Consider the following 26,791-nt stretch of genomic DNA (forward strand, 5'->3'; position numbering starts at 1 on the left):
TGTTGGGGTGGGGGGTGCTGGGTGGGTGTATGGTTTTGTTGGTGGGGGGGGGGGGGGGGGGGACGGGGATCAGGCTCTCGGCAGTATGTCCGCCGCCCGCCGCCCGCCGCCCGCCGCCCGCCGCCCGCCGCCCGCCGCCCGCCGCCCGCCGTCGGCCGTCCGCCGTCACGGGCCCACAGGTGCCTCTGCCACGCCCCCGCCCACGGGGTCGGTACGCCGCCTGCTCAGGCCCCGGCCGGAGCGGTGATCCTCTTCCGGTGAGGGATCGCCAGAGTGTGCGCGGGAGATTGCCAGGGCCGCTCGACCGGGTGGGGTCGGACCGCGCGCGCGGGAGGTCGCCGGGGCTGCCTGCCGGCTCGGGGTCCGACCGTGTGCTCGAGACGTTGACCGGGCCACTCGCCCGGTCGGTGGCCGATCGTGTGCGAAGCAGCTCGCCGGCCCGGTCGGCGGGCCGGTCCGCGCTCCGCGACGTCCTCGAGCTCGTCGTGCCGGCGGAGTGTTCCGGTTGCGGCACGTGGGGCACCGCGCTGTGCCGGACATGCCGCTCGTTGCTGGCCGCCGGACCGCGCGAGTGCACCGACGGAGCGCCCCTGCTCGCCGGGTTCGACGAGCCGGTCCTGCGCACCTGGGCGATCGGCGACTACCGCGGTCCGCTGCGCCGCATCGTCGTCGACTGGAAGACCGGGCGCTGCGGCCACCTGAGGCGCAGCCTGCCCGCCGCCGGCCGGGGCGCCGGCGCCAGGCTGTGGCCGCACGTCGCGGACGCGATCAGCGGGACCACGCTGCTGGTGGTCCCGGCGCCCTCCGGCCCCGCACGCCGACGCCACGGCATGCTCGTCGCCGCCGAGCTGGCCGACGCCGTGGCCGCGGGCATGGCCGACGCGTCCTCCGGACGGGTCGCTGCCGCGTCGGAGAACGGGCTCGCCGGCTTGCTGCCGCGAGACGCCGACGCGTCCTCCGGACGGGTCGCTGCCGCGCCGGAGAACGGGCTCGCGGGCACGCCGTCGGGAGACGCAGGCGCGACCTCCGCACCGCCGGTGGCACGGCCGCTGCACGTGGCGTCCGTGGATCTCCTGCGGCGCGCGGGCGGACCGGCGCGCCAGCGCGGTTCCTCGGCGCGCGGGCGCGTGGCGAACCGCAGCCGGGCACCGGTCCTCCGGGCGTCGGTCCCGACCGGCACCGCGGTCCTGCTCGTCGACGACGTCGTTACCACCGGCGCCACGCTCGCCGCCTGTGCAGGGGCGCTGCGCGCGGCCGGCGCCGTCGTCGTGGGGGCGCTCGTCGTCGCCGGTGCGCCCGCCCCCGGACGGTGATCCAGCGCCCCCGCCGCCCGGTGTCCCCGGGTGTCCGGCCGGTGTCCGGGACGCGTCGGACCAGGTAACGTTGCTGCATGGAGCCACCCGGGACGCGGATGCGCGGCGGGTGGCTGCGTCGTCCCCGAGGCGGGAGGAGGTGCTCGGCATCCTGACCGGCGCCGTGCGCGCCGAGGCACCACCGGCGGGCCCGTCACGCTCGCCCTCGCACCGACCGATGGAGGTCACCATGGAGATCGTCGTCAAGGGCCGCGGCACGGATGTCGCCGACCGCTTCCGTTCGCACGTGGAGGACAAGCTCGCCAAGGTCACACAGCTCGCTCCGCGCACGCAGCGCGTCGACGTCGAGCTCACGCTCGAGAAGAACCCGAGACTGTCCGACCAGGCCGAACGGATCGAGATCACGCTGCGCGACAAGGGCCCCGTGATCCGTGCCGAGGCGAGCGCCGCCGACAGGTACGCGGCGCTCGACCTCGCCACCGGCAAGCTCCTCGAGCGGCTGCGACGGCACCACGACCGGCGCAAGGACAAGCAGCGTCACGCCAACCGGTCGCTCCCCGCGACGCCTCCTCCCGAGCCCACGGAGGAGAGCGTCCCGGACGGCCTCGCGACCGATGCGCCGATCGCAGAGCACCCCGCGCCGTCGACGAGCCCGGGCGAGGCGGTCGAGACCCAGCTGGGCGACTCGCCGGTCATCGTCCGGGACAAGCTGCACAAGGCCGAGCCGATGACGGTCGACCAGGCCCTGTACGAGATGGAGATGGTCGGCCACCCGTTCTACCTCTTCGTCGACTCCGAGACCCGCCAGCCCTGCGTCGTCTACCGCCGCAAGGGTTGGGCCTACGGAGTGATCAGGCTCGACGCCACCTGCTGAGACCCCGACGGCGGGCTCCGGACCGCCGGAACCGCCCGTGCCCGTGCCGCCCCGCGAGGTGGCACGGGCACGGGCGCCGTCGTGTCGGTGCCCGGTGCGACGATGGTGCGGTGCAGCCCCAGGAGATCTCGATCCGCCAGGTACGGCGAGCCGCCGTCGCTGCCCAGGGCCTGGCCCGGCGCCGCCCCGCCCGCCCCGGGCGCCGGCACGTCGCCCGCGCTGTCGCCGACACGGCGCTGCTGCAGATCGACTCCGTCAACGTCCTCGCTCGCGCCCACCAGCTGCCGGTGCTCGCGCGGGTCGGCGCGTACGACACGTCGATCCTCGACCGTGTCACCGGCCGGTCGCCCCGGCTGCTGGTCGAGACCTGGTGCCACGAGGCCTCCCTCGTCCCGCCGCGTACCTACGCCCTCCAGGCGGCCCGGCGCTCGGCCGCGGAGGACCGGTGGCAGGACCGGGGGTTCGGCGACCCGGCCCTCATGGCCGACGTCGAGGCCGCGATCACCGACCACGGCGCGGCGACGTCGACCGACCTGCACGACCTCCTCGCGCACGAACGTGCGGAAAAGACTGCCTGGGGGTGGAACTGGTCCCCGCTCAAGGTCGCCCTGAGCCGGATGTGGCGCACCGGCCGCCTCGCCGTCGCCCGGCGGAGCTCGTCGTTCGAGCAGGTCCTCGACCTTCCGGGGCGCGTCCTTCCGCCCGAGGCGCTCGCCGCCGCGCCCCCGTGGCCGGAGGCGGTCCGTGAGCTCACTCTCGTCGCGGCCCGCGCGCACGGGGTCGCGGGCGTCCGGGCGCTCGCCGACTACCACCGGCTCCCCGTCCGCGAGACGGCCACCGCGGTGCGCGCGCTGGTCGAGGACGGTGAGCTCGTCGAGGTCCGCGTGCGCGGGCTGCGGCGACCCGCCTACCGGCCCGCGGAGGTGACGGTGCCGGCCGACCCGGTGCGCGCCCGCGCCCTGCTCGCCCCGTTCGACCCGCTCGTGTTCGAACGGGAGCGGCTCGCCGACCTGTGGGGTATGCACTACCGGATCGGTATCTACACCCCCGCTCACCTGCGCTCCCACGGCTACTACGTGCTGCCGTTCCTCCTCGGCGAGCACCTCGTGGCCCGCGTCGACCTCAAGGCCGACCGGGCGGCGGGCGTGCTTCTGGTCAAGGAGGTCCACGCCGAGGACCCGGGGCAGGTGCCGGACCTGCCGAGCCGGGGGGCGGGAGCGTGGCCGTCCCGCGAGCGGATCGCCGAGGAGCTCGCGGCCGAGCTCGGCGAGGTCGCGCGCTGGCTCGGCGCCGACCGCGTGGACGCGAGCGGCGGCGTCGGGGACCTCGCCCGGGACCTGCACCCGGCCGTGCTGCGCTCCGCCTCCTGACCGGGGCGGTCACCGTCCGGCCCGGCCGGGTGCCTGGGCGGTCACCGTCCGGTCCGGCCGGGTGGCGCGGGCCGTCGTGGTCCGCAGTGGCCGGGCTTCGCCCCCGTGCCCCCGTGCCCCCGGGGTCGCCGCGGCGCGCCTACCATGGCGGGTGGCGCGGCACCTCGGCGCGCCCGCCCCAAGGGGCGACGAACGACCTCACGGAGTGCCGCTGTGGCAACCATCCTCGACAAGATCCTGCGCATGGGCGAGGGCCGAGTCGTCAAGCGGCTCGGCGCGATCGCCGACCAGGTCGACGCGCTCGAGGACTCCTTCGTCGACCTGACCGACGAGGAGCTGGGGGAGCAGACGACCGAGTTCCGCGAGCGGATCGAGGACGGCGAGACGCTCGACGATCTCCTCCCGGAGGCGTTCGCCGTCGTGCGGGAGGCGGCCCGTCGCGTGCTCGGCCAGCGGCACTACCGCGTGCAGATCATGGGTGGCGCCGCGCTGCACCAGGGCGACATCGCCGAGATGAAGACCGGTGAGGGTAAGACGCTCGTCGCCACGCTCCCGAGCTACCTGAACGCGCTGTCCGGCAAGGGTGTCCACGTCGTCACGGTCAACGACTACCTCGCCACCTACCAGTCCGAGCTCATGGGGCGCGTCCACCGCTTCCTCGGGCTGAGCACCGGCTGCATCGTCTCGGGCCAGACCCCGGCCCAGCGCCGCGAGCAGTACGCCGCCGACATCACGTACGGCACGAACAACGAGTTCGGTTTCGACTACCTGCGCGACAACATGGCGCTGAGCACCGACGACCTCGTCCAGCGCGGACACAACTTCGTCATCGTCGACGAGGTGGACTCGATCCTCATCGACGAGGCACGCACCCCGCTCATCATCTCGGGCCCGGCCGAGGGGGACGTCAACCCGTGGTACGCCGCCTTCGCCAAGATCTCGCCGAAGCTGGAGCGGGACGTCGACTACGACGTCGACGAGAAGAAGCGCACGGTCGGCATCCTCGAGCCCGGCATCGAGAAGGTCGAGGACCTGCTCGGCATCGACAACCTCTACGAGTCGCTCAACACGCCGCTCATCTCGTTCCTCAACAACTCCCTGCGCGCCAAGGAGCTGTACCAGAACGACAAGGACTACATCGTCGAGAACGGCGAGGTGACGATCGTCGACGAGCACACCGGGCGTCGCCTGCGCGGGCGCCGGTACAACGAGGGCATGCACCAGGCCATCGAGGCCAAGGAGGGCGTGCGCATCAAGGCGGAGAACCAGACGCTGGCGACGATCACGCTGCAGAACTACTTCCGTCTCTACGACACCCTCTCCGGCATGACCGGTACGGCCGAGACCGAGGCCGCGGAGTTCTCCTCGACCTACAAGATCGGCGTCGTCCCGATCCCGTCGAACAAGCCGATGATCCGCAAGGACGAGGGCGACCTCGTCTACAAGAACATCGAGCAGAAGTACCGGGCGATCGTCAAGGACGTGAAGGAGCGCCACGAGACCGGCCAGCCGGTCCTCCTCGGTACGACGTCGGTGGAGAAGTCCGAGCGGCTCTCCGAGCTGCTGTCCGAGGCCGGGGTCGAGCACGACGTCCTCAACGCCAAGCAGCACGAGCGCGAGGCCGCCATCGTCTCCGAGGCGGGCCGCAAGGGCGCCGTCACCGTCGCCACGAACATGGCCGGTCGCGGTACCGACATCATGCTCGGCGGCAACCCCGAGCACATCGCCCAGAACGTCCTGCGCGACCGCGGCCTCGACCCGGTGGAGAACGCCGAGGAGTACGAGGCGGCCTGGACCGAGACGCTGGCGGCCGCCCAGGAGCAGGTCAAGGACGAGCACCAGGAGGTCCTCGACGCGGGCGGGCTCTACGTGCTCGGCACCGAGCGGCACGAGTCGCGACGCATCGACAACCAGCTGCGCGGTCGTTCGGGACGTCAGGGCGACCCCGGCGAGTCCCGGTTCTACCTCTCGCTCGAGGACGACCTCATGCGGCTGTTCGGGTCCGGGCCGACGGCCCGCCTCATGGACAACGACGCCTACCCGGACGACATGGCGCTCGAGCACAAGTGGGTCTCGAGCGGCATCCGGCGTGCCCAGGAGGCCATCGAGGCCCGCAACTTCGAGCAGCGCAAGAACGTCCTGAAGTACGACGACGTGATGAACCGGCAGCGCACCGTGATCTACGAGCAGCGCCGCCGCGTGCTGCACGGCGAGGACATCGAGGAGCAGGTGCGCGGGTTCGCGACCGACCTCGTCGACGCCATCGTCGACCAGCACAGCGCGGACGGCTCCCTCGAGGACTCCGACGTCGAGAAGATCCTCGGCGAGCTGGGCGCCTACTACCCGGTGGGGATCACCGAGGACGATCTCGTCGAGCAGGCCGGGCACAGCGCCCGCGTGACCCCCGAGATGCTCCGCACCGAGCTGCGCTCGGACATCCTCGTGGCGTACGACGCGCGCGAGGAGGAGGTGGGGGAGGACCTCATGCGTCGGCTCGAGCGCCGCGTCGTCCTGTCCGTCCTCGATCGCCACTGGCGGGAGAACCTCTACGAGATGGACTACCTGCGGCAGGGCATCTCGCTGCGGGCGGCCGGACAGCGCGACCCGCTCGTGGAGTACCAGCGCGAGGGCTTCACCTTCTTCCAGGCGATGAACGAGGCGATCCGCGAGGACACCGTCCGCTACGTCTTCAACCTCGAGATCAACCCCACCGACCAGCCGGTCGACGCAGCCTCCGCGGCGGCCGCGGCCACCTCGACCGTCGGCCGCGCCGCCACCGGGTCCGGCGCGTCGACCACGCTCCGGGCGGGTGCGGGCGCCGCGGCGACGCGCAAGGCCGCGGCGGCAGGCTCGGCGTTCGCGGCCTCTGCGCTCGGTGGGAGCACGCCCTCGATCCCGACGCCCGGCGCGGCCGCCGGTGCGGCTGCTGGTGCGGCTGCTGGTGCGGCCGCGGGAGGTGCCGCGTCCGGTGGCGCCCGGCCCGGGGGCGGCGCGCCCGACGACGCCACGGGTGCAGCAGCGTCGAGGGAGGCCGGCACCGCCGGCGATCCCGGGCCCGCACCCTCCGCGGACGCCGCGGGCGTGGGTGCCGACCTGACGTCGACCGGCGAGGACCCGCAGGACGACCCCGCCGCGCCGGTCCCCACGGACGACGAGCTGCTCGGTCTCGAGGCACCCCGCCGCCCCACGGGTCTGACCTACTCGGGCACGAGCTCGTCGACGTCGGGCGCGGACGAGGACGACGACGCACCCACGCGCCGGCCGGCACGCGGCAGCGCGGCCGGTACTGCCGCCGCGGGCGGGAGCGACGGACTCAACCGCGCCCAGCGCCGCGCCCAGGCCAAGAAGGCGAAGCGACAGGGCTAGAGCGGCCGCCCGGCAGCGCCGGCCGAGCCCGCACCGCCGGGCCGAGATCGCACGACGACGACGGCGACCCGCACGAGCGGGTCGCCGTCGTCGTGCGCTGCCCGTGCTGCGGGAGGTGTGTCCTGCGCCGCTTTGCAGCGGGAATGAATGCGAGGGACCCACCGTTGGCGCTAGTGTCGATGCAAACGCATCAATATGTCGATCAGGAGGACGGCGACATGCAGTTCGGGATCTTCAGCGTCAGCGACGTCACCGCCGACCCGACCACGGGGCGCGCCCCGTCGGACACGGAGCGGGTGCGCGCGATGCTCACCATTGCGAAGCACGCCGACGACGCCGGGCTCGACGTCTTCGCGACGGGCGAGCACCACAACCCGCCCTTCGTCGCGTCCTCGCCGACCACGATGCTCGGCTACCTCGCCGCGGCGACGACGAACATCACGCTGTCGACCGCGACCACGCTCATCACGACGAACGACCCGGTGAAGATCGCGGAGGACTACGCGATGCTCCAGGTCATCTCGGACGGCCGGATGGACCTCATGATGGGGCGGGGCAACACCGGGCCCGTGTACCCCTGGTTCGGCAAGGACATCCGCGAGGGCATCAACCTCGCGATCGAGAACTACGCCCTGCTGCGCCGCCTGTGGACCGAGGACGTCGTCGACTGGAGCGGCCGGTTCCGCACCCCCCTGCAGGGCTTCACCGCCACCCCGCGCCCGCTGGACGGCGTCGCCCCGTTCGTCTGGCACGGCTCGATCCGCAGCCCCGAGATCGCCGAGCAGGCCGCCTACTACGGTGACGGCTTCTTCCACAACAACATCTTCTGGCCGATGCGGCACACGAAGCGGATGGTGCAGTTCTACCGCGAGCGCTTCGAGCACCACGGCCACGGCGACGCGGACCAGGCGATCGTCGGCCTCGGCGGACAGGTGTTCATGCGCGCCAACAGCCAGGACGCGAAGACCGAGTTCCGTCCGTACTTCGACAACGCCCCCGTCTACGGGCACGGCCCCACGATGGAGGAGTTCACCGCGGAGACCCCGCTGACCGTCGGCTCGCCGCAGGAGGTCATCGACCGCTACGGGAAGATGTGGCAGGACGTCGGCCACTACCAGCGCCAGCTCTTCCTCATCGACCACGCGGGACTGCCGCTGAAGACGGTCCTCGAGCAGATCGACCTGCTGGCGACCGAGGTCGTGCCCGTCCTGCGCCGGGAGGCCGAGTCGATCCGTCCGGCCCACGTGCCGGCGGACCCGCCGAGCCACGCCGAGCGCGTGGCGGCCGCCCGGGAGCAGGGCACGGCGGGCGCGGCCCACGTGGGCGCCGTCGGCGACGACGCCACCGGACGCCGGGCCGAGGACGCGGCGGTGCGGGCATGAGCGAGGGGTTCGACCTCGACCTCACCGGCGACGCGTTCGACGACCGGCCAGGTGTCCCCGAGGGGGCCGGCGGGACCGAGCGCCGGATCGTCACGGTCTCGGCCGGGACGTCCGACCCCTCGACCACCCGGATGCTCGCCGACCGGCTCGGCCGGGCGGCCGTGACCGGGCTGAGCCAGAGGGGCGTGCGCGCGACCCTCATGACCCTCGACCTGCGGACGATCGCCCACGACCTGCTCGACACCATGCTCACCGGCGTGCGCAGCACGGCCGTGGAGGAGGCCATGGACGCGGTCCGCGGCGCCGACGGACTCGTGGTGACGACGCCCGTCTACTCGGGCTCGTACTCCGGGCTGCTCAAGATGTTCCTCGACGTCCTCGACCGGGGCTCGATCGACGGCACCCCGGTGCTGCTGTCCGCCACCGGCGGCACCCCACGGCACTCGCTCGCGATCGACTACGCGCTGCGTCCGCTCGTCGCGTACCTGCGCGGGAGCGCGATGCCGACCGCTGTGTACGCCGCGACGGACGACTGGGCCGCGGGTGCAGGCGAGCCGGGCGGCCCGGACCTTCCCGGGCGCATCGTGCGCGCCGGGGAGGAGCTCGCTCACGCCGTGGCCGGCAGTGCCCCCAGGCAGGCAAAGGACGAGTTCGACGACGTGCCCGACTTCTCGTCGATGCTCAGCGCCCTGCGCTGAGCTCCGGGGGGCCGGTTCTTCGCTCAGCGGGTCCTCCGCTCAGCAGGTCCTTCGCTCGGCGGGTCCGTCGCTCACCCGATCTCGAGGGCGACGGCCCGCCACCTCCCGCGGAAGACCTCGATCCGGACCGCGGCGGCGCGGACCTTGGTGCCGTCATGGACGACCACGCTGACCTCGCGCGCGCGTTCGCTGGGCGTAGATCCGATCGTGCGGCGGACCACGACGTGGGTGAACCGGTCCGGGCGACCCTGGAGCCGGCCCGCGAGCCCGGCGCGCCGCGAGAGGGACTCGTAGAGCGGCGGCGCGAGCCAGCGGGCGAGCTGGGCCGGTGACCGGGTGCCGAGCAGCGCCTCGACGGCGTGCTGCACGATCCCGGCGGCGAGCCGCTCGAGGTCGGCCTCGTCGGCCCGCGGAGGCTCCTCGTCCCGCCCGGGCGCAGGACCGTCCTCGAACATCTCCGCGCCCGGCCGGTGCTCGGCGGCGAAGCGGACCCGGTCCCACGGCCGTTCGAGCGACGTCCGGGGCAACGGCGGGGGCACCGCCGGCACCGTGCGGCGCCGCACGCGCGACACGGAGCCCGGCGGGCCCTGCGCGGCGACGATCCTCGGCCGGGAGGGTAGCGGCACCGGCACGACGTCGTGGGTGGGCTGGGCGCTCATCGGGTCTCCTCGAGGGTCGGGGGCGTCAGCTCGACGCCGGCGCGGACGAGATCGGGGTCGGCGCCGATGACCTCGGCGTTCGTGCTGTACCAGTCCGGCCAGGCGGCCGCGACGTCCGCGGTGCTCGCGGACGGACCGAGGTGGTCCGCCGCGATCGACCAGAGCGAGTCGCCGGCCGCGACGACGTAGACCGCCTCGGCCGTCGCCGGCTCGGGAGCCGGCTCCGGCGACGCGGTCGGCGCGAGCTCGGGCTCTGGTGCAGGTGCGGGCTCCGGCCCCGGTGCGGGGGCCGGTGAGTCGACGAGGGGTGATGCCGACGATCCGGTCACGTCCGGCACCGCGGGGACCGCGGGCAGGTCGGGACCCGGTACCGGGGGGCCGGCGTCGTCCCGCGGACCTGCCTCGTCCCCCGGTCCTGCCTCGCCCCCTGTCCCGGCCTCGTCGTCGGACGCGGGCGCCGACGGCGCATCGGTCGGCGACTCCGGAGCGTCGGGCACGGCCGCCGCGGGACCGACGGCGAGCCCCAGCGAGAGCCCGGCGACCGCGCTCCCGGCCGCGATGCGCCGCACGACCGGTGCGCCGGCCCTGCCCACCACGAGGGCGAGCCCGCTGCGCAGCCGGGCCCCGGCCCCGGAGCGGGGGAGCAGCGCGACGACGAGCCCCAGGAACGCGGTGCATGCGTACCAGGCCGCGCAGGCCGCGCCGACGGCGAGAAGGCCGGCGGCGACGGCGTCCGGCAGGTCCTGCGGTCCGTGCGCGGGGAGCGCCGCCAGTGCCGCGACGGCGTCCCGTGCGGCGTTCGCGAGCACGAGCGTGAGCGGCACCGTGGACGCCGCGGTCGCGGCGAGCGCGAGGAGTTCGCCGCCGGCGCGGACGGCCGTCGTCGCGCGCCGACCGGTAACCGGGGCACTCGTCGCACGCCGGTCGGGCCGCCGTACCGCCGGTGCGGCGCCGTGTCCCTGTCGTACCGCCGGTGCGGCGCCGTGCCCCTGTCGTCGCCCGCCGGACGCCGAAGTCGTCCCGTCCTTGATCGTCGTCATGCCCCCCACCGTCCCGATGAACGTGTCCGTTCGTGCTGGTTCGTGTCGAATGATGCCGGAACGATGGCACAGGTGTGACGAGATGCGCAAGAGTGACGGCGTGTCGCTGAAGGATCCGCCAGAGCGGGGCGCCGAACCGGCTCGCGCGGCCGTGGCTCCGCCTAGGTTGTTTCCGTGGCATGGGAGGACCTGCTGCTCGCCGACCTCTCGGGCGAGCTCGAGGCAGAACGACGCGCGGAGCAGCTGCTCGAGGCGGGCGAGCTCGCCGAGGCCGAGGCCGCCACCGTGACGCTCGAGGACCGGTGGCGGGCACGCATCGGCGCCGAGCTCGCCCTCGTGCTACCCGGCCGCGACGACGTCGTCGGCACGGTCCTCGACGCGAACGCCCACTGGCTCCTGCTCGCCGAGGGCGAGCGTCGGGCGCTCGTGCCCTCCCGCGCGGTCGTCGGCGTCCGCGGGCTCGCCCGAAGCGCCGGTGCCGCCGGCGTCGTCGCCGCGCGCTACTCGTTCGCGGCCGCGCTCCGGCGCATCGCGAGGTCAGGGGCGGTCGTGCGGCTCGACGACGCGGCGGGCGGCCGCACGGGGCGGATCCTGCGCGTAGGGGCCGACCACCTCGACCTGCGCGCCGACCCGGGCGACCACGTCGTGGCCGTGGCGCTCGCGCACGTGCACGTGGTCCGTACCGCATGACCGCGGCACGGGGGAGTCGTGGCGGGGGGTCGGATCAGCGACCGGTGCCGGACTCCTCGTCGACGTGCTCGTCGACCGGCCGGGCCGCGGCCTGCTCGTACAGCCGGGCGATGTACGCCTCGAGCTGGACGTCCTCGACCCGCCACAGGCCCTTGCCGCCGATCTGCACGCCGACGAGCTCCTTGCTCCGCAGCAGCGCGCGCACCTGGGACACCGAGAGATTGAGCTGCTCGGCGACGTCGGCGATGGTGAGGAAGCGGGCCACGGCTCCAGTATCGCCGCAGCGCCCGCCGGGCGCGTGGAGGGTGTGGACAGCCGTGTCGACCGCGCGGCCGGCCTCGTGCTGTGGACGAGGCGTGCATGGCCGGCGGCCGGTCGCGAGGATGCGGTGAGGACCGGATGAGCGAGGGGGAACTCGGATGACGGACAACGCTGGGACCGCGCGACGGATGCGCCGACCGGGCTGGCGCGACCCACGGCTCGGCGTGGGCGTGCTGCTCGTCGCCGTCTCGGTCGGCATCGGGGCGTGGGCGGTGGACCGCGCGGGAGGGACCACCCAGGTGTGGGCGGCCTCGGAGGTCGTCACGCCGGGCGAGCGCCTTGCCGACGCGGGCCTGGAGGTCGTCGAGGTCAACGTCGGTGACGCGGGCGACCACTACCTCGTCGCCGAGGGCGAGATCCCGGCCGACCTCGTCGCGACCCGCCTGGTGGGGGCGGGCGAGCTCGTGCCGATGGCGGCCACCGGTGAGTCGACGGACGAGGACATGCGTCCCGTGGTCGTCCCGGTCGACGCAGCGCTCCCGTCGGGGCTCGGCGCAGGCTCGACGGTCGACCTGTGGCGGGCGCCGCAGGCGGCGGTCGGCGACCGCGGCGAGGAGGTGGCGCCGCCCGTCGTGCTCGCGCCGGAGGTTCTCGTGGTCACCATCGGTACCGACGACGGCGTGTTCGCCGCCTCGGGAGGAGCGAGCGTCGAGCTGCTGGTCCCGGCCGACCTGGTCGAGGACGTGCTCGGCGCGGTCGCCGCGGGCGAGGAGCTCACCGTGGTCCCGCACCACTCGGTCCCCGTGGAGGGCTCGTGACCCACGGCATCCTCCTCGCCCTCACGGACGGCGAGGCCGACGTCGTCCGCGCGATCGACACGCCCGGGTCCGGAGCCAAGGTCGTCCGGCGGTGCGCGGACCTGGCCGAGCTGCTCGGCGGGGTCGGGGCGGGCATCGGCACCGTCGCCGTGCTCAGCAGCCACATGCCCGGCGTCGACCGTGCGTCCGTCGGCAGGATCACGGCGGCCGGCGCCCGCGTGCTGCTCGTCGGCCCGGGCCCCGACGCCGGCCGGCTCGCCCAGCTCGGTGCGGACGCGGTCGCCGCCGAGTCCGACCCGGCCGGGACCGTCGCCGCGATGGCGATCGCCCTCGCGCGCGGCGAGACCGTTCGCGGCCGGCCGGGTGCCGCGGCGCCCGGCGCCCACGACGGGCAGGGCGGGACGCCCGTTCCCGACGTCGTGCCGGAGGCGTGGACCCGCTCGGTGGCCACGCCCACGGGTCGCGGCGCCGGGGACGACCAGGCCCAGGAGCGTCCGCCCGGGTCCGCGGACGGCGCGCCGTCGACCGGCGACAAGGACGGGGCGGGACGTCCGACCAGCCGACGGGCGCTCCACCGGCCCGACGCCGCACCCCGCGCGGCACCGGAACCGCCCGGAAGCGTTCCGACGCCCGACGAGGCGCCCCGGTCGAACGAGGCGCCCCGGCCGGATGATCCCGCGGCGGAAGGCACCCCGCCCCACGACGGCGTGATCTCGGAGGTCCCCTGGTGGCTGTCGACGGGCGCTCAGACGACCTCGGCGCCCGCCGAGGCGACGACGAGCACGCCGGAGGACGTCGTCGACGAGGCCGCGCCGCCGACGGTGCCTCCGCCGGAGGAGCCGGGCCGGATCGTCGTCGTGTGGGGCGCGCGCGGAGCGCCCGGGCGCACGACCGTGGCCGTCAACCTCGCTGCCGAGGCGGCGGCGCTCGGAACGCGCGCCGTCGTCGTGGACGCCGACACCGAGGCGCCCGCGCTGGCGCAGGTGCTCGGGCTGCCCGACGACATCTCCTCGATCGCCGCCGTCGCCCGCCATGCCGCGCACGGCAGGCTCGACGCCGACGTCGCTCGCTCCGCCCTCGCCGAGGTGGCGGACGGGCTCACGGCGCTCACGGGCCTGACCCGGCCGGACCGCTGGCGTGAGCTCGAGAGCGCCGCCCTGGAGTCCGTGTGGGAGGTGCTGCGGGAGGTCGCGCCGCTCGTCGTCGTCGACGTGGGCGCCGGGGCCGAGCAGGGGGACGGCACCGACTTCGGCCCGGTCCGTCACCAGGCCACGCTCTCTGCGCTCGCCGCGGCCGACGAGGTCGTCGTCGTCGGGGCCGGGGACCCCGTCGGCGTGCGGCGCCTCGTCCTCGCGCTGACGGAGCTGCGGGAACGGGACCTCGCTCCCGACGCCCGCAGGACGGTCGTCGTCAACCGCGTGCGTCGGGCCTCGGCCGGCCCCGACCACGAGCGCGCGGTCCGCGAGGCCCTGTGGCGCTACGGCGGCGACCAGGAGCCGCATCTGGTCCCGGACGACCCGGGAACCGCGGACGGCGCGCTCCTCGCGGGTGCCACGTGGCGCGAGCAGGCGCCGTCCGGCGGCGCCCGGCGCGCGGTGGAGTCCCTCGCCCGGCACCTCCTCGCGCTCCCGGAGGGCCGCGACGCGCGCTCCCGGTGGTGGCGGCGCGGCGCACGCGTGGCCCGGACGGGAAGAGGATGATCGACCCGTGCGCATCTACCTGCCCGCCACGCCCGCCGAGCTCGCCGCCACCCCCGGCGCGGTCCACGCGCACGCCGTGACGCGTGACCTCGCCGCCGCCGTGCCCGACGAGGACGAGGAGGGCCTGGAGCTCGTCGCCTTCCTCGCCGCCGCCGACGACTCGGTGCGCCGCCGCTCCGAGCTCGACGCGCCCGGTGCGGCTCGCAGGGTCGTCGTCTCGGCCGACGTGGCCGACGGCGCGGCGATCCCCGTGCCGGGCGGGCTCCCGAGCCTCGTCCGCCTCGAGGCACCGGTCGGCTGGGACGCCGTCGCGGCGATCCACGTCGACGAGGCGTCCGTACAGGTCGACGTCGAGGCCGCCGCGGCGGGGGACGACGAGGTCTTCGAACGTGTCGCCGAGCTCGACCTGATGTGGTTCGACCCGAGCGAGCGGGCGACGATCCTCGAGGGCTGAGCGAGGGGGCGTCCGCCCGGTCGCACCGCCGATCGGTCTCAGGCCGGTCAGGCCCCGGAGCGGGGCCCGACCGCCGTGGTCAGCCGCCCGACCGCCGTGGTCAGCCGCCCGGCCGCCGTGGTCAGCCGCCCGGCCGCCGTGGTCAGCCGCCCGGCCGCCGCGGTCAGCCGCCCGCCCGCACGGTCAGCGTGGAGCCCCGTCCGTCGGGTCGGTGGCGGACGTTGACCTGGTCGCCGATGCGCTGCTTCATCTCGCCCACGTGGCTGATGAGCCCTACCGTGCGCCCGTGGTCGCGCAGGGCGCCCAGCTCGTTCATCACCGAGTCGAGGGTCTCGGGGTCGAGCGTGCCGAAGCCCTCGTCGACGAACAGCGTGCCGAGCTCGATGCCGCCGGACTCGGCACCGACGACGTCCGCGAGCCCCAGCGCGAGGGACAACGAGACGTAGAAGGTCTCGCCGCCGGACAGGGTGCGGGTCGCCCGCGGCGCGGAGGTGTGCGTGTCGAGAACGCTGAGGCCGAGGCCGACGGCGCGCGCACGCACCCCCTCCTCCCGCTCGTCGGTGCGCTCGAGCAGGTAGCGCCCCGACGACATCGTCGTCAGGCGGTCGTTGGCCGCCGCCAGCACCTCCTCGAACCGGCGCAGCAGCACGTAGGTGGCCAGGGTGATGCCCGTGCGGGACTCGCGTCCGGCGGCGAGGTCCGCGACCCGGACCAGGGGGGTGTCCGACTCCGCGTCGGCGGCGTGCCGGGCGATCTCGTCGCGCAGGGTCCGGGCCGCCGCCGTCGTGTCCTCCAGGGTGCGGCGGGCCGCGTCGTGCGCCGCGGACGCCTGCTCGAGCTCCGCCGCGCGGGCCTCCCGTGCCGCCTGGGCCTGCCCGGGGTCGGCCGTCGACCGCTCGGTGAGCGCGGCGATCTCGTCCTCGGCGAGGCCCGCGGCGACCCGCGCGGTGCCGGCCTCGTGGGCGGAGACCCGTCGCTGCGCCGCGAGCCGGTCGTCCTCGGTGAGGACGGCCGCCCGAGCGCTCTCGGCGTCGGCGAGGTCCGAGCCGGTCAGGTGTGCGTCGGCCTCCGCGCGCGCGGCCTCGGCGGACCGCCTGCGGTCGAGCAGCTCGCGCACGGCGCCGGCGAGCGCTCGTGCGCGAGCTGCGCGGGCGCCGAGCGCGGCGGCCCGGTCGGCGACGGACGCGTGCCCCTCCCGGGCGTCGCGGACCGCGCGGTCGTCGTCCTCCAGCGATGTGCGCATGGCGTCCAGCCCGGCCGCGAGCGCGGCACGCTCGGACTCGTCCGCGGCACGGAGCTCCGACTCGCGGGCTGCTCGGGCGTCGTGCTCGGCCAGTGCGGTGTCCAGCCGGGCGACCTCCGCGACCTGCTGCTCGGCCGCGCCCACGGCGGCCCGGGCGGCGGCGAGGGTATCGGTGGCGTCGTCGACGCTCAGCTCGCCCGCCGCCGCGGTCGCCGCCGTGAGCTGCTCCTCGGCGGCGGCCAGGGTCGAGGACGCCGCGGACAACGCGCGGTCGGCGCCGGCCCGGGACTGCTCGGCGGCCGCGAGGTCCTCGTCGCTCACCGGCCGGTCGGAGCCCGGCCGGGGGGCGGGGTGGTCCGTGGAACCGCACACCGGGCACGGGGCATCGTCGACGAGGTCGCGTGCCAGGCGCCCGGCGACCTCGTCCCGCCAGCGGGCGCGCAGCTCGTTCTCGCGTGCCTGCGCGGACTCGGCGGCCGTGCGCGCGGCCGTCAGCGCCTCGCTCGCGGCGTCGCGCTCCGTCCGTCGCCGCTCGGCGAGCCGGGCGGCGGCGAGCCGACCCTCCGCGTCGGTGACCGCCGCCCGGGCACCCGAGAGCCCGGCGGCCGCGACCTGCGCCGCCCGGCGCTGCTCGAGCAGCTCCGCCCGCGCGCCGGGCAGGGACCGGATCGCCTCCGCGCGGCCCGAGATCCGGCGGTCGAGGTCGGCGATGCCCGCCTCGCTCCTCGCGATCCGCGCGCGCCGGTCCGCGAGGCCGGCCTCCGTGGCGACCAGGGCCGCCAGGCGCCCCTGCTCGGTCGCGGCACGCTCCCGCTCGGCGTCGAGCGCGTCGGCACGGGCGGCGAGGTCCCCGTCCCCGGACCGGGCGGCCGCGACGAGCCCGGCCGGGGCACCCCCGGGGGCCTGCCCGTCCGGCTCTCCCTCGGGAAACTGCTCAGCGGCAGCGACGAGCCCGTCCGGGGCACCATCGGCGGACCGCTCGGCCAGAGTGACGAGCTCGTCCAGCGCGTGGTCGCGCGCCCGCTCGGCCCGATCGGCGGCGTCGAGCGCGACCACGACCGGTCGTGCGGCGGCGTCCGAGGTCAGCGCCGTCCGGCTCAGCTCGACCTCGCCGGCCGCGGCCTCGAGCGTCGCCCGCTCGGCGAGCAGCGCGGTACGCCGCGTGATCGCGCGGTGCAGCGCGCGCTGGGCGTCGAGGTGCTCCTGGGCCGCCCGGTCCGCGGCGCGGGCCGCCTCGTGCGTGTCTGCCGCCGCCGCCCGCCGTGTCGAGAGCTCCGCCAGCAGCGGGCCGAGCACCTCCTCCGCAGCGTCCGGGTCGATCGACTCCGCGGCCGTGACCAGCCGATCGCGCCCGCCCTCGTCCAGGCGGCCGTGCTCCGCGACGGCCGTCGCCCGCCGGCCCGCCGCCTCGGCCGCCCTCTGCGCGGCCGCACGGGAGGCACGGGCCCGGTCCGCGAGGATCGACTGGACGTCCTCGTACAGGGACGTGGCGAAGATCTGCTGGAGGACCTGCTGCCGCTCGGCGACGCCGGCGCGGAGGAAACGCGCGAACTGCCCCTGCGGCAGCACGACCGTCTGCGTGAACTGCTCCTTGGTCAGCCCGAGGATCGAGCCGAGCTCGGTGCCGACCTCCTGGACGTGCGCCGAGACCTGCTCGCCCGGCGGTTCCTCGCCCTCGGGCACCGCGGAGAGGTCGTCGGAGGCGAGCCGCCACAGGCGCGCCGTCGGGTTGACCGTCGTCATGCCCGTGCCGCGTTGCTTGGGTCGCTGGTAGGCGGGCGTCCGGCGCACCCGGTACACGCCCCGTGAGGTGGACAGCACGAGGTCCACGACGGGCTCCACGCCCGGCTCGGCGTGCTGCGAGTGCATCCGGCTGCGGTGCGACCCGCCCGTGTCCGCGACGTCCCCGTACAGCGCGAAGACGATCGCGTCGACGATCGTCGTCTTGCCCGCCCCGGTCGGCCCCTCGAGCAGGAACAGGCCGGACGCCCCGAGCCGGTCGATGTCGATCGTGTGCCGACCGGCGAACGGGCCGACGGCCTCGAGCGTGAGCCGGTGCAGGCGCATCAGGCGGACCGCCGCATCGCCTCGGCGGCCTCGACCGCCGCGCGGAGCGCGTCCCGCTCCGGTGCGGTCGCCTCGGCGCCGCCGGCGTCGGCGACGAACTGCGCGGCGATCTCGACGGGGTCCTCCGCGGCGGTCACCCGCAGCGGCCCGACCACCGGTGTCGCGCCATCGGGCTCGTGGAAGAGGACCAGCAGGTGGGGGAGGTGCTCGAGGATCCGGGACCGCATGTGGGCGGGGCGCGTGGCGTCCGTGACCCGCACGCGCACGTGGTCCCCGGCGTGGTGGTCGAACGACCCGGAGGTGAGCTCGTCGATCGTGCCGGTCAGGGTCGCCAGGCGCCGCAGCACGGGGGCCTCGACGAGCTCGGTCGACACCTCCCCGCCCGCCAGGTCGACCAGCACGCTGGACTTCACGTGGTGCTCCTCGGAGAAGGAGAACGCCACCGGCGAGCCCGAGTACCGGGCCGGGACCCGCCCGCCGACGCGCTGGGGGCCGTGCAGGTGCCCGAGCGCCGCGTAGTCGACGTCCGCGGTGCCGGACGCCAGGACCCCCGAGGGCACGACCTCGATCCCGCCGACCCGCAGGTCCCGCTCGGACTCGCTCGCCTCGCCGCCCGCGACGAACGCGTGCGCCATGACCACCGCCGGCACGCGGGTGGCGTCGCCGGCCCTGCGGCGCGCGAGGTCGGCGTGCACCCGCGCCATCGCCGCCGTGACGACGCCCTCGTGGCTGCGCGGCGGCCGGACCGGCTCGCCGTCGTCGCCGGGCTCGGCGAGGTCGGCGCGCGCCATGTCCGGATCGAGGTAGGGCAGCGGGTACACGTACGCGCCCACGCCGCCCTCGGCGTCCGGGAGGAGGGTGGGCCGGCCGACGTCGGGCACCCGGGTGCGGATCGACAGGCGCTCGTCGAGCAGGGCGGCCGAGAACCCGAGGCGCACGGCGGAGTCGTGGTTGCCGGGGGTGAGGACCACCCGCGTGAGCTCGGTCAGCCGCGCGAGGGCCTCCCCGAGCAGCGTGACGGAGTCCGCCGGCGGGATCGCCCGGTCGTAGACGTCGCCCGCGACGACGACGGCGTCGACCCGCTCCGAGCGCACGACCTCGACGAGGTGGTCGAGGTAGGCGGCGTGCGCCTCCGTGAGGTCCACGCCGTGCAGGGTCCGGCCCAGGTGCCAGTCGGAGGTGTGCAGGATCCGCATGGTGCTCACGGTAGGCGGACCGGCCGACATCGCCCGCGGCGTCCACAGCCTGTCCGTCCGCCCCGGGGACGGGCCCGCCCGCCCCGGGTACGGGCCCGGCGGCGGCCTCAGTCCTCCTGGCCGGACAGGATCTCGAGCACGAGGTCGTGCAGGTGCCCGTTCGTGGCGACGGCGTCGGTCCCCCAGGGACCGTCCTCGCCGTCGAGGGAGGTGAACCGTCCTCCCGCCTCGGTGATGATCGGGACGAGCGCCACCATGTCGTGCAGCGCGAGCTCGGGCTCGGTCGCCACGTCGACAGCGCCCTCGGCCAGCAGCATGTAGCTCCAGAAGTCGCCGTACGCGCGGGTGCGCCAGCACTCCTGGGCGAGGGAGAGGAAGGCGCGCAGGCGGCCGCGCTCGGCCCAGCCGCCGAGGGACGAGTAGGACAGGGAGGCGTCGGACACGTCGCTCACCCGGGAGACCTGGAGCTGGCGCGCCGAGGAGAGCGAGCGTCCGGTCCACGCCCCCGTCCCGCTGCCGGCCCACCAGCGCCGCTGCAGCGCCGGCGCCGAGACGACCCCGAGCACGACCTCGCCGTCCTCGACGAGCCCGATGAGGGTGGCCCACACCGGCACGCCGCGCACGAAGTTCTTGGTCCCGTCGATCGGGTCGACCACCCACTGTCGCTGCGAGTGCCCGGTCGCCCCCATCTCCTCGCCGATGATCGCGTCGCGCGGCCGCGTGCGGGCCAGCTGGGCGCGCACGAGCTCCTCAGCACCGCGGTCGGCGTCCGTCACGGGGGTGAGGTCCGGCTTCGCGGTGACCTCGAGGTCGACGGCGCCGAAGCGGGCCGTCGTGTGGGCGTCCACCTGGTCGGCGATCACGTGGGCGAGGCGCAGGTCGTCGTCGATACGCCTGGTGGGGCCGGTGCTCATCGCTCGACCGTACCCGGAACCCCGTGCAACGCCGCGGCCAACCGCCGGAACGACTCCAGGCGCGCCGCCCGGGCCTCGGCCGTCGCGCCGTCGGCCTCGGCCACCCAGTCGTCGAGCGCGCAGTCCGGGGAGTCGTCGGCGTGCGTGCACCCGCGCGGGCACAGCTCCGCGGCCCCGGCGAGGTCGGTGAAGCCGGCGAGCAGGGAGTCGGCGGAGACGTGGGCGAGCCCGAACGAGCGCACGCCCGGGGTGTCGATGACCCATCCGCCGCCCGGCAGCTCGAGCGCGACGGCGGAGCTCGAGGTGTGCCGACCGCGACCCGTCACCTCGTTGACGTGGCTCGTGGCCCGCTCGGCGCCCTCGACGAGCGCGTTGACGAGCGTGGACTTGCCGACCCCGGAGTGCCCGACGAGCACGGTCGTACGCCCCGCCAGCAGACCACGCATCTCCTGAAGCCCGCGCACCGCCCCGTCCGCCCCGGGCGCCTCGCCCATCCCGCCGACGACGACGTGGCCCACCTCGAGCGCCGCGTACCCCGCGAGCAGCTCGTCGGGCCCCGTCAGGTCGGACTTCGTCAGCACGAGGAGGGGGTCCATGCCGGCGTCGTAGGCCGCCACGAGGAACCGGTCGATCATCCGCGGCCGCGGGGGCGGGTCGGCCAGCGCCGTGACGACCGCGAGCTGGTCGGCGTTGGCCACGACCGGCCGCTCGACGCCGACCGTGTCGCCGTCCTCCGCGCTGCGCCGCAGCACCGTGCGGCGCTCCGCCACGCCGACCATCCGGGCGAGCGTGTCGACCTCGCCGCTGACGTCGCCGACGAGGGCGACCTCGTCCCCGACGACGACGGCCGTGCGCGTGCGGTTGAGCTCGCGCGCCTTGACGGCGGTGACCCGTGTCCCGTCCGCGGTCCCCACCCGGTAGCGGCCGCGGTCGACGGCCAGGACGGTGCCCGGCGTGGCGTCGTCGTGGGCGGGGCGGGTCTTCGTGCGCGGGCGCGTGCCCCTGCCGGGGCGCACGCGGACCCGTTCGTCGTCCGTCCCGACGTCGCGCCGGCTCACCGCCTCGCCCCGCTCATCCCAGGAGCGCGTTCCAGCGGGGGACGAAGTCCGGGATGGTCTTCGCGGTGGTCCCGACGTCGCGGATCCCGACCCCGTCGACCCGCAGGCCCAGGATCGCGGCGAACGTCGCCATCCGGTGGTCGCCGTAGGTCTGAACCGTCCCGCCGTGGAGGAACGCGGGCTCGATCACGAGGCCGTCCTCGGTCTCGTGGGCGCTGCCGCCGAGGCGGCGCAGCTCGGTGACGATCGCGGCCAGCCGGTCCGTCTCGTGGCCGCGCAGGTGCGCGATCCCGCGCAGCCGGGAGGGTGTCATCGCGAGGGCCGCGACCGCGGCGAGGGTGGGGGTGAGCTCTCCGACGTCGTGCAGGTCGATGTCGACGCCGCGCAGCTCGCGCTCGTCGGGGCCGGTGACCGACAGGACGTCCTCCGCCGGCCAGTCGACCTCGGCGCCCATCATCGCCAGCAGGCCGGGCATCGCGTCCCCGGCCTGGGTCGTGCTCGTGGGCCAACCCGGGACGCGCACGGTCCCGGCGGTGACCGCGGCGGCCGCGAGGAACGGGCCGGCGTTGGACAGGTCCGGCTCGATCGTGACCTCACCGCCGCGGACCGGCCCGGGGGCGACCACCCAGCGCACCGGGACGCCGTCGGACTCGTGCACCTCGACCTCGACGCCGCGCTCGCGCAGCGTCTCGACCGTCATCGTCACGTGGGGCAGCGACGGCATCGGCGGGCCGACGTGACGCAGGTCGACGCCCCGGTCGAACGCCGGGGCGACGAGCAGGATCGCGGAGACGAACTGCGAGGACGTCGAGGCGTCGACGGTGAGCGGGCCGCCCTCGAGACGTCCGCGGCCGTGGACCGTCAGCGGGAGGACCTCGGCGCCGGGTCCGCCCGCGGCGTCGACCTCGACGCCGAGCCCGCGCAACGCCGCGACGAGCGGGCCCATCGGCCGCACCCGGGCGTGCTCGTCGCCGTCGAGGCGCGTGGCACCGGGGGCGAGCGCGGCCAGCGGCGGGACGAACCGCATGACCGTGCCGGCGAGGCCGCAGTCGATCGACGTGCCGCCGACGACCGGGCCGGGCGTGACCCGCCAGTCGGTGCCCACGTCGTCGATGCGGGCCCCCAGTGCGCGCAGGGCCTCCGCCATGAGCAGCGTGTCGCGCGAGCGCAGCGGGCGACGCAGCAGCGTGGGTGAGTCGGCGATCGCGGCCAGCAGCAGGGCCCGGTTGGTCTGGGACTTCGAGCCCGGGACGTCGGCCGTGGCGTCCAGGGGTCCGCCGGAGCGGGGGGCGGGCCAGATGTCGGTGGTGGTCACGTGCCCAGGGTAGAGCCAGGCCGGGCGGCCGGACCCGGGTCCCGCCGCCCCGTGCGGGCGTCAGTCGGTGTACTTGTCCTTCACCTCGGCCTTGGCGGCCCTGATGTCGCGGCGCTGCTCGAGCGTGTTGCTCATCCGCCACCGCAGCGACGGCTCGCCGTCCCGGTCGGCGGCGGCCGTGAACAGGCCACCCACGAGGCCGGCGTACGCGAGCAGGTCGGAGGTCATCTCCTTGCGCTCCTCGCCCTGCGCGGTCCACACGGGGTTGCGGGCGAGCGCCACCGGCGCCGTGACCAGCGCGAGGGTGAAGGCCGCCGTGCGGGGCCTGCGGCCCGTGGCCAGCGCCAGCGCGGACACGGTCGTGACGACGCCGAGCGCACGCGTGAGGAGCTCCGGCGCCGCGGTGACCTGCTCGGGGACACCGAGCTTCTCCAGGGTCGGGCGGACGCGCTCCACCTTCTCGGCGTGGCGCTGCGGCTGCGTGATGGCCCCGATGCCGTCGGCGAGGAAGGGCGCGGCGAGCAGCGGGCGGGCGATGATCGAGTGGAGGCTCATGTCACCATTGTTGCCACATCGGGCGGCCCGAGGCACGCGGGCGGAATAGATCCGCACGTCGGACCCGTTGTCGACCGTATGACCACGGCAACTCTCGCCCGTCCCGCGGCCGCCCGCGGTCTAGTCTGGGCCGGGATGACCACCGACGACGCGCCGGGCCCCGGCGCCGTGACCACACCCGACGAGGTCGGGGACGATCCCGACCGCGCGCCCGCGGGCGAGACCGACGACGAGCGGGCGGCCCGTTTCGAGCTCGAGGCGCTCCCGTTCCTCGACCAGCTGTACGGCGCCGCCATGCGGATGACCCGTAACCCGGCCGACGCCGAGGACCTCGTGCAGGAGTCGTTCACCAAGGCGTTCGCCGCGTTCCACCAGTACCGCCCGGGCACGAACCTCAAGGCGTGGCTGTACCGGATCCTCACGAACACCTACATCAACACGTACCGCAAGAAGCAGCGCGAGCCCCTGCAGACGGACGCCGACGCGGTCGAGGACTGGCAGATGCACGCGGCGGCCTCCCACACCTCCACCGGGCTGCGCTCGGCGGAGACCGAGGCGCTGGAGTCGCTGCCCGACTCGGAGGTGAAGGACGCCCTCGCCGGCCTGCAGGAGGACTTCCGGCTGGCCGTGTACCTGGCCGACGTCGAGGGATTCGCGTACAAGGAGATCGCCGAGATCATGGGGACGCCGATCGGGACGGTGATGTCCCGCCTGCACCGGGGCCGCCGCCAGCTCCGCGAGCTCCTCGCCGACCACGCCCGGGACCTCGGGATCCGTACGGAGGTGACGAAGTGACCACGCCCTACGACGACGACGGGCTGGCCGACCGCATCACGCGGGCCGTCGAGGCCGACGTGCCCGCGGGGCCGTGCTCCTGCGAGGAGCTGAGCGAGCAGGTGTACGAGTTCCTCGACGCCGAGCTCGGCGACGCCCACCGCGAGCGGCTCCGGCGTCATGTCCTGACCTGCGAGACCTGCCGCGGGGAGGTCGACGCCGCCGCGCACGTCAAGGCGATCCTCCAGCGCTCGTGCACGGAGCAGGCGCCCGCCTCGCTGCGAGCGCGCATCGTCTCGCAGCTCTCGGTCGTCAGCATCGCCGTCGAGCGCCGCTGAACGGCGGGGTACCCGGTCCCCACGCGCCGGCGGGCGTTGCGTCCCCGGCTCCCACGCGCCGGTGAGCGGGGTCCGCCCCGCGCGGCCGGCCCGGCGTGTGGGAGGATGGCCCGTCCAGTCCTCCCGCGGCGCGGGAACGATACGAACCTCGAGGAGTCACGCATGTCCAAGCGCGGACGCAAGCGGAAGGCCCGCAAGAGCAGCTCGGCCAACCACGGCAAGCGGCCCAACGCCTGAGCAGGTCCGAAGGCCCCCGACGACGTCGGGGGCCTTCGCCGTACCCCGGACGATCCCCACCCGCCGCAGCAGAGGAGCTCTCGTGCCGCACCTCGAGTCCCTTCCCGCCCTGGCCGTCACCGGGGCCACCGGGCACATCGGCTCGCTCGTCGCCCGGCAGCTGGCGGACGCCGGCCTCGCCCAGCGCCTGCTCGTCCGCCGGCCCGGGAGCGCGCCCGACCTGCCGAGTGCCGCGGTGGTGGGGTGCACCTACGAGGACTCCAGCGTGTCGCGCGCGGCGCTCGACGGGGTCGACGTCCTGTTCATGGTCTCCGGCGCCGAGCACCCGGACCGGCTCGACCAGCACCGCGGGTTCGTCGACGCGGCCGTCGCTGCCGGCGTCGGGCACGTCGTCTACCTGTCCTTCTTCGGTGCGGCGCCCGACGCCACGTTCACCCTGGCCCGGGACCACTGGGCCACCGAGCAGCACATCATCGCCGCGGGCCCGAGGTACACGTTCCTGCGCAACGCCTTCTACACCGACTTCTTCGAGGCGATGACCGGCGCGGACGGCGTCCTGCGCGGGCCCGCCGGCACGGGGCGCGTCGCGTCCGTCACCCGCGCGGACGTCGCTCGGGTCGCAGCGGCCGTCCTGCAGCGACCGCAGGACCACCAGGGCGCGACCTACGACGTCACCGGGCCCGAGGAGCTCTCCCTGACCGAGGTCGCCGCGACCATCACCGAGGTGACCGGCCGGTCGGTGGTCTACCACGACGAGTCGATCGCCGAGGCCTACGAGTCGCGCCGGGCGTGGGACGCTCCCGAGTGGCAGTACGACGCCTGGGTGTCGACGTACACGGCGATCGCGGCCGGCGAGCTGGTGCCGGCGAGCGACCACGTCCTGCGGGTCACCGGACGCCCGCCCGAGAGCCTCCGCGACCACCTCGGGTCGGTCGAGGGCTGACGGTCCACGGCGGCGGGCGTCGTCGACCGGACCGGACCTACCCTGGTGGCATGCGCGCCGCCTACGCCGCCCGTCAGGACCAGGACGACCCGCTGGAGGGGCTCGTCGTCGGGGAGATCGAGCCTCCGACGGCCCCGCCCGGCTGGGTGCGCGTGACCGTGCGCGCCGCCGCGCTCAACCACCACGACCTGTGGTCGCTGCGCGGGGTCGGGCTGCCGTCCGACCGCCTGCCGATGGTGCTCGGCTGTGACGCCGCGGGCGTCACCGAGGACGGGCGGGAGGTGATCGTCCACGCCGTCGTCGGCGACCCGGCGTGGACCGGTGACGAGACCCTCGACCCGGCGCGGACCCTGCTGTCCGAGCTCCACCTCGGCACGTTCGCCGAGCACGTGCTCGTGCCGGCGCGCAACGTCGTGGACAAGGCGCCCGAGCTGACGTTCGCCGAGGCCGCGTGCCTGCCCACGGCGTGGCTGACGGCCTACCGGATGCTGACGACCGTGGGCCGCGTGCGCGCGGGGGACACCGTGCTCGTCCAGGGGGCCACCGGTGGTGTGGCGGGCGCGGCGATCACGCTGGCGCGGCTCATGGGCGCCCGCGTGGCCGCGACCTCACGCAGCGAGGCAGGACGGGCGCTCGCCGCCGACCTCGGTGCCCACGAGGTGCTCGAGAGCGGCGAACGCCTCTCCGGGCGGGCCGACCTCGTCGTGGAGTCGGTGGGGCAGGCCACCTGGGCGCACTCGCTGCGCTCGCTGCGGCCCGGCGGCTCGGTGGTCGTCTGCGGGGCCACCTCCGGCGACGCGCCGCCGGCCGAGCTGAACCGGGTGTTCTTCCGGTCGCTCAACGTGCTCGGGTCGACCATGGGCACGCGCGACGAGCTCGAGGCGCTGCAGCGGGCACTCGTCACCACGGGCGTCCGGCCGCGCGTGGAGGTCATCGGTGGTCTGGACGCCGTGCCGACCGGACTTCGGCGCATGGCCCGCGGCGAGATCGCCGGCAAGCTCGTGGTCGAGCCGTCGGTCTGACCCGTATCGCGCCGAGGGCGCGGGTCTGTGCCGAGGGCGCGGGTGCGCGCAGAGGGCGCGGGTCTGTGCCGAGGGCGCGGGTGCGCGCAGAGGGCGCGGGCAAGTCGCCGAGGACGCGGGTTTGTGCCGAGGACGCGGGGTCCGGACCGAGGGCACGAGCAAGTCGCCGAGTGGACATCCGCCGGCAGTACTCTCGGCGCCTACGTCGTGTCCTCGGCATATACATCGTGCTCTCGGCGCCTGGGGCACCGTCGTCGGACTGGACCACAGGGCCGCGAGCCTGACAGCACCCGGCCGACAGTGGTCAACGTGTTGCTGACGGCCTGCACTTGTCTACGTGTCCCTTACGGGCTGACAGCTACCGTGCGCGGTCCGGCTCGGACATGTCGGGCCCATCGCGACGTTCCGGAGAGCCGCGGTGCACAGCCCGTCAGGAGGTGCTCAGCCCGTTCCGCGGCGCTCAGTCCCTCAGGCGGTGCACAGCCCGTCAGACGGTGCACAGCC

General features: G+C 75.3%; 23 protein-coding genes and 1 pseudogene. 15 read left to right on the forward strand and 9 right to left on the reverse strand.

Features of this window, described 5'->3' with window-relative positions:
* The first annotated feature begins 548 nt into the window (after positions 1–548).
* From ACPYO4_RS03570 to ACPYO4_RS03595, 6 genes and pseudogenes are all read left to right on the forward strand, one after another.
* Positions 549–1,313, forward strand: coding sequence for a phosphoribosyltransferase family protein (locus tag ACPYO4_RS03570; RefSeq protein ID WP_425707839.1), 765 nt, complete (start codon positions 549–551; stop codon positions 1,311–1,313).
* 229 nt (positions 1,314–1,542) lie between these two features.
* Complete coding sequence (hpf, locus tag ACPYO4_RS03575) at positions 1,543–2,187, forward strand: ribosome hibernation-promoting factor, HPF/YfiA family (protein WP_425707840.1); 645 nt, start codon at positions 1,543–1,545, stop codon at positions 2,185–2,187.
* A 110-nt stretch (positions 2,188–2,297) separates the two neighbouring features.
* Positions 2,298–3,557, forward strand: coding sequence for a winged helix-turn-helix domain-containing protein (locus tag ACPYO4_RS03580; protein WP_425707841.1), 1,260 nt, complete (start codon positions 2,298–2,300; stop codon positions 3,555–3,557).
* Between the two features lie 213 nt (positions 3,558–3,770).
* A pseudogene (gene secA, locus ACPYO4_RS03585) lies at positions 3,771–6,314 on the forward strand (preprotein translocase subunit SecA); the annotation flags it as partial.
* A gap of 827 nt (positions 6,315–7,141) precedes the next feature.
* On the forward strand, positions 7,142–8,305 hold the full coding sequence (locus ACPYO4_RS03590; RefSeq protein ID WP_425707842.1) for an LLM class flavin-dependent oxidoreductase: 1,164 nt from the start codon (positions 7,142–7,144) through the stop codon (positions 8,303–8,305).
* A complete protein-coding gene (locus tag ACPYO4_RS03595) occupies positions 8,302–9,003 on the forward strand; it encodes a CE1759 family FMN reductase (RefSeq protein WP_425707843.1) in 702 nt (233 codons plus the stop codon). Before ACPYO4_RS03590 ends, ACPYO4_RS03595 begins: the two co-directional genes overlap by 4 nt.
* A 71-nt stretch (positions 9,004–9,074) precedes the next feature.
* Here the strand turns inward: ACPYO4_RS03595 and ACPYO4_RS03600 are convergent, their stop codons facing one another.
* Together ACPYO4_RS03600 and ACPYO4_RS03605 are read right to left on the reverse strand one after the other, a co-directional pair.
* Positions 9,075–9,662, reverse strand: coding sequence for an Rv3235 family protein (locus ACPYO4_RS03600; RefSeq protein ID WP_425707844.1), 588 nt, complete (start codon positions 9,660–9,662; stop codon positions 9,075–9,077).
* Entirely contained in the window at positions 9,659–10,702 is a 1,044-nt protein-coding gene (locus ACPYO4_RS03605) for a LysM peptidoglycan-binding domain-containing protein (protein WP_425707845.1), read from the reverse strand. The genes ACPYO4_RS03600 and ACPYO4_RS03605 overlap by 4 nt, the downstream gene beginning before the upstream one ends.
* Before the next feature lie 174 nt (positions 10,703–10,876).
* Between ACPYO4_RS03605 and ACPYO4_RS03610 the strand changes: the two genes are divergently transcribed.
* On the forward strand, positions 10,877–11,392 hold the full coding sequence (locus ACPYO4_RS03610) for a hypothetical protein (protein ID WP_425707846.1): 516 nt from the start codon (positions 10,877–10,879) through the stop codon (positions 11,390–11,392).
* A 34-nt stretch (positions 11,393–11,426) separates the two neighbouring features.
* Here the strand turns inward: ACPYO4_RS03610 and ACPYO4_RS03615 are convergent, their stop codons facing one another.
* Positions 11,427–11,657: a helix-turn-helix domain-containing protein gene (locus ACPYO4_RS03615; RefSeq protein ID WP_425707847.1), complete on the reverse strand. Its 231-nt coding sequence runs from the start codon at positions 11,655–11,657 to the stop codon at positions 11,427–11,429.
* 154 nt (positions 11,658–11,811) lie between these two features.
* On the opposite strand from ACPYO4_RS03615, the gene ACPYO4_RS03620 reads away from it, so the two are divergent.
* From ACPYO4_RS03620 to ACPYO4_RS03630, 3 genes are read left to right on the forward strand one after another with little or no spacing between them, the layout of a single operon-like run.
* Complete coding sequence (locus ACPYO4_RS03620) at positions 11,812–12,471, forward strand: hypothetical protein (RefSeq protein WP_425707848.1); 660 nt, start codon at positions 11,812–11,814, stop codon at positions 12,469–12,471.
* Positions 12,468–14,171 (forward strand): hypothetical protein, encoded by a 1,704-nt coding sequence (locus ACPYO4_RS03625; protein ID WP_425707849.1) that lies wholly within the window; start codon positions 12,468–12,470, stop codon positions 14,169–14,171. Before ACPYO4_RS03620 ends, ACPYO4_RS03625 begins: the two co-directional genes overlap by 4 nt.
* A gap of 7 nt (positions 14,172–14,178) precedes the next feature.
* Complete coding sequence (locus ACPYO4_RS03630) at positions 14,179–14,625, forward strand: DUF6912 family protein (protein WP_425707850.1); 447 nt, start codon at positions 14,179–14,181, stop codon at positions 14,623–14,625.
* Between the two features lie 163 nt (positions 14,626–14,788).
* On the opposite strand, the gene ACPYO4_RS03635 is transcribed toward ACPYO4_RS03630, so the two are convergent.
* From ACPYO4_RS03635 to ACPYO4_RS03660, 6 genes are all read right to left on the reverse strand, one after another.
* A complete protein-coding gene (locus ACPYO4_RS03635) occupies positions 14,789–17,935 on the reverse strand; it encodes an AAA family ATPase (RefSeq protein ID WP_425707851.1) in 3,147 nt (1,048 codons plus the stop codon).
* Positions 17,935–19,131, reverse strand: coding sequence for an exonuclease SbcCD subunit D (locus ACPYO4_RS03640; protein ID WP_425707852.1), 1,197 nt, complete (start codon positions 19,129–19,131; stop codon positions 17,935–17,937). The genes ACPYO4_RS03635 and ACPYO4_RS03640 overlap by 1 nt, the downstream gene beginning before the upstream one ends.
* A 107-nt stretch (positions 19,132–19,238) precedes the next feature.
* Complete coding sequence (gene hisN, locus ACPYO4_RS03645; protein WP_425707853.1) at positions 19,239–20,045, reverse strand: histidinol-phosphatase; 807 nt, start codon at positions 20,043–20,045, stop codon at positions 19,239–19,241.
* Positions 20,042–21,103, reverse strand: a complete 1,062-nt coding sequence (gene rsgA / locus ACPYO4_RS03650; protein ID WP_425707854.1) for a ribosome small subunit-dependent GTPase A — start codon at positions 21,101–21,103, stop codon at positions 20,042–20,044. Before rsgA ends, hisN begins: the two co-directional genes overlap by 4 nt.
* 13 nt (positions 21,104–21,116) lie before the next feature.
* A complete protein-coding gene (gene aroA, locus ACPYO4_RS03655) occupies positions 21,117–22,418 on the reverse strand; it encodes a 3-phosphoshikimate 1-carboxyvinyltransferase (RefSeq protein WP_425707855.1) in 1,302 nt (433 codons plus the stop codon).
* Positions 22,419–22,478: 60 nt separating this feature from the next.
* Entirely contained in the window at positions 22,479–22,973 is a 495-nt protein-coding gene (locus ACPYO4_RS03660) for a DoxX family protein (protein ID WP_425707856.1), read from the reverse strand.
* Between the two features lie 78 nt (positions 22,974–23,051).
* On the opposite strand from ACPYO4_RS03660, the gene ACPYO4_RS03665 reads away from it, so the two are divergent.
* The 5 genes from ACPYO4_RS03665 (at position 23,052) to ACPYO4_RS03685 (ending at position 26,287) form a co-directional block, all read left to right on the forward strand.
* On the forward strand, positions 23,052–23,768 hold the full coding sequence (locus tag ACPYO4_RS03665) for a sigma-70 family RNA polymerase sigma factor (protein WP_425707857.1): 717 nt from the start codon (positions 23,052–23,054) through the stop codon (positions 23,766–23,768).
* A complete protein-coding gene (gene rsrA, locus ACPYO4_RS03670) occupies positions 23,765–24,085 on the forward strand; it encodes a mycothiol system anti-sigma-R factor (RefSeq protein ID WP_425707858.1) in 321 nt (106 codons plus the stop codon). Before ACPYO4_RS03665 ends, rsrA begins: the two co-directional genes overlap by 4 nt.
* Before the next feature lie 162 nt (positions 24,086–24,247).
* Positions 24,248–24,322 (forward strand): 50S ribosomal protein bL37, encoded by a 75-nt coding sequence (locus tag ACPYO4_RS03675; protein WP_425707921.1) that lies wholly within the window; start codon positions 24,248–24,250, stop codon positions 24,320–24,322.
* Positions 24,323–24,404: 82 nt separating this feature from the next.
* Complete coding sequence (locus ACPYO4_RS03680) at positions 24,405–25,265, forward strand: SDR family oxidoreductase (RefSeq protein WP_425707859.1); 861 nt, start codon at positions 24,405–24,407, stop codon at positions 25,263–25,265.
* Between the two features lie 50 nt (positions 25,266–25,315).
* On the forward strand, positions 25,316–26,287 hold the full coding sequence (locus ACPYO4_RS03685) for a zinc-binding dehydrogenase (protein WP_425707860.1): 972 nt from the start codon (positions 25,316–25,318) through the stop codon (positions 26,285–26,287).
* The last annotated feature ends 504 nt before the right edge of the window (positions 26,288–26,791 follow it).

Origin of the sequence: Georgenia sp. Z1491 (assembly GCF_049856175.1) — a bacterium.
GTDB lineage: Bacteria > Actinomycetota > Actinomycetes > Actinomycetales > Actinomycetaceae > JB111.

Excerpts from the sequence above, each read along its gene's own strand:
- hpf (WP_425707840.1), top strand. The coding sequence starts at position 1,543 with ATGGAGATCGTCGTCAAGGGCCGCGGCACGGATGTCGCCGACCGCTTC.
- ACPYO4_RS03590 (WP_425707842.1), top strand. The coding sequence starts at position 7,142 with ATGCAGTTCGGGATCTTCAGCGTCAGCGACGTCACCGCCGACCCGACC.
- ACPYO4_RS03595 (WP_425707843.1), top strand. The coding sequence starts at position 8,302 with ATGAGCGAGGGGTTCGACCTCGACCTCACCGGCGACGCGTTCGACGAC.
- ACPYO4_RS03600 (WP_425707844.1), bottom strand. The coding sequence starts at position 9,662 with ATGAGCGCCCAGCCCACCCACGACGTCGTGCCGGTGCCGCTACCCTCC.
- ACPYO4_RS03605 (WP_425707845.1), bottom strand. The coding sequence starts at position 10,702 with ATGACGACGATCAAGGACGGGACGACTTCGGCGTCCGGCGGGCGACGA.
- ACPYO4_RS03620 (WP_425707848.1), top strand. The coding sequence starts at position 11,812 with ATGACGGACAACGCTGGGACCGCGCGACGGATGCGCCGACCGGGCTGG.
- ACPYO4_RS03635 (WP_425707851.1), bottom strand. The coding sequence starts at position 17,935 with ATGCGCCTGCACCGGCTCACGCTCGAGGCCGTCGGCCCGTTCGCCGGT.
- ACPYO4_RS03640 (WP_425707852.1), bottom strand. The coding sequence starts at position 19,131 with ATGCGGATCCTGCACACCTCCGACTGGCACCTGGGCCGGACCCTGCAC.
- hisN (WP_425707853.1), bottom strand. The coding sequence starts at position 20,045 with ATGAGCACCGGCCCCACCAGGCGTATCGACGACGACCTGCGCCTCGCC.
- ACPYO4_RS03660 (WP_425707856.1), bottom strand. The coding sequence starts at position 22,973 with ATGAGCCTCCACTCGATCATCGCCCGCCCGCTGCTCGCCGCGCCCTTC.
- ACPYO4_RS03665 (WP_425707857.1), top strand. The coding sequence starts at position 23,052 with ATGACCACGGCAACTCTCGCCCGTCCCGCGGCCGCCCGCGGTCTAGTC.
- ACPYO4_RS03685 (WP_425707860.1), top strand. The coding sequence starts at position 25,316 with ATGCGCGCCGCCTACGCCGCCCGTCAGGACCAGGACGACCCGCTGGAG.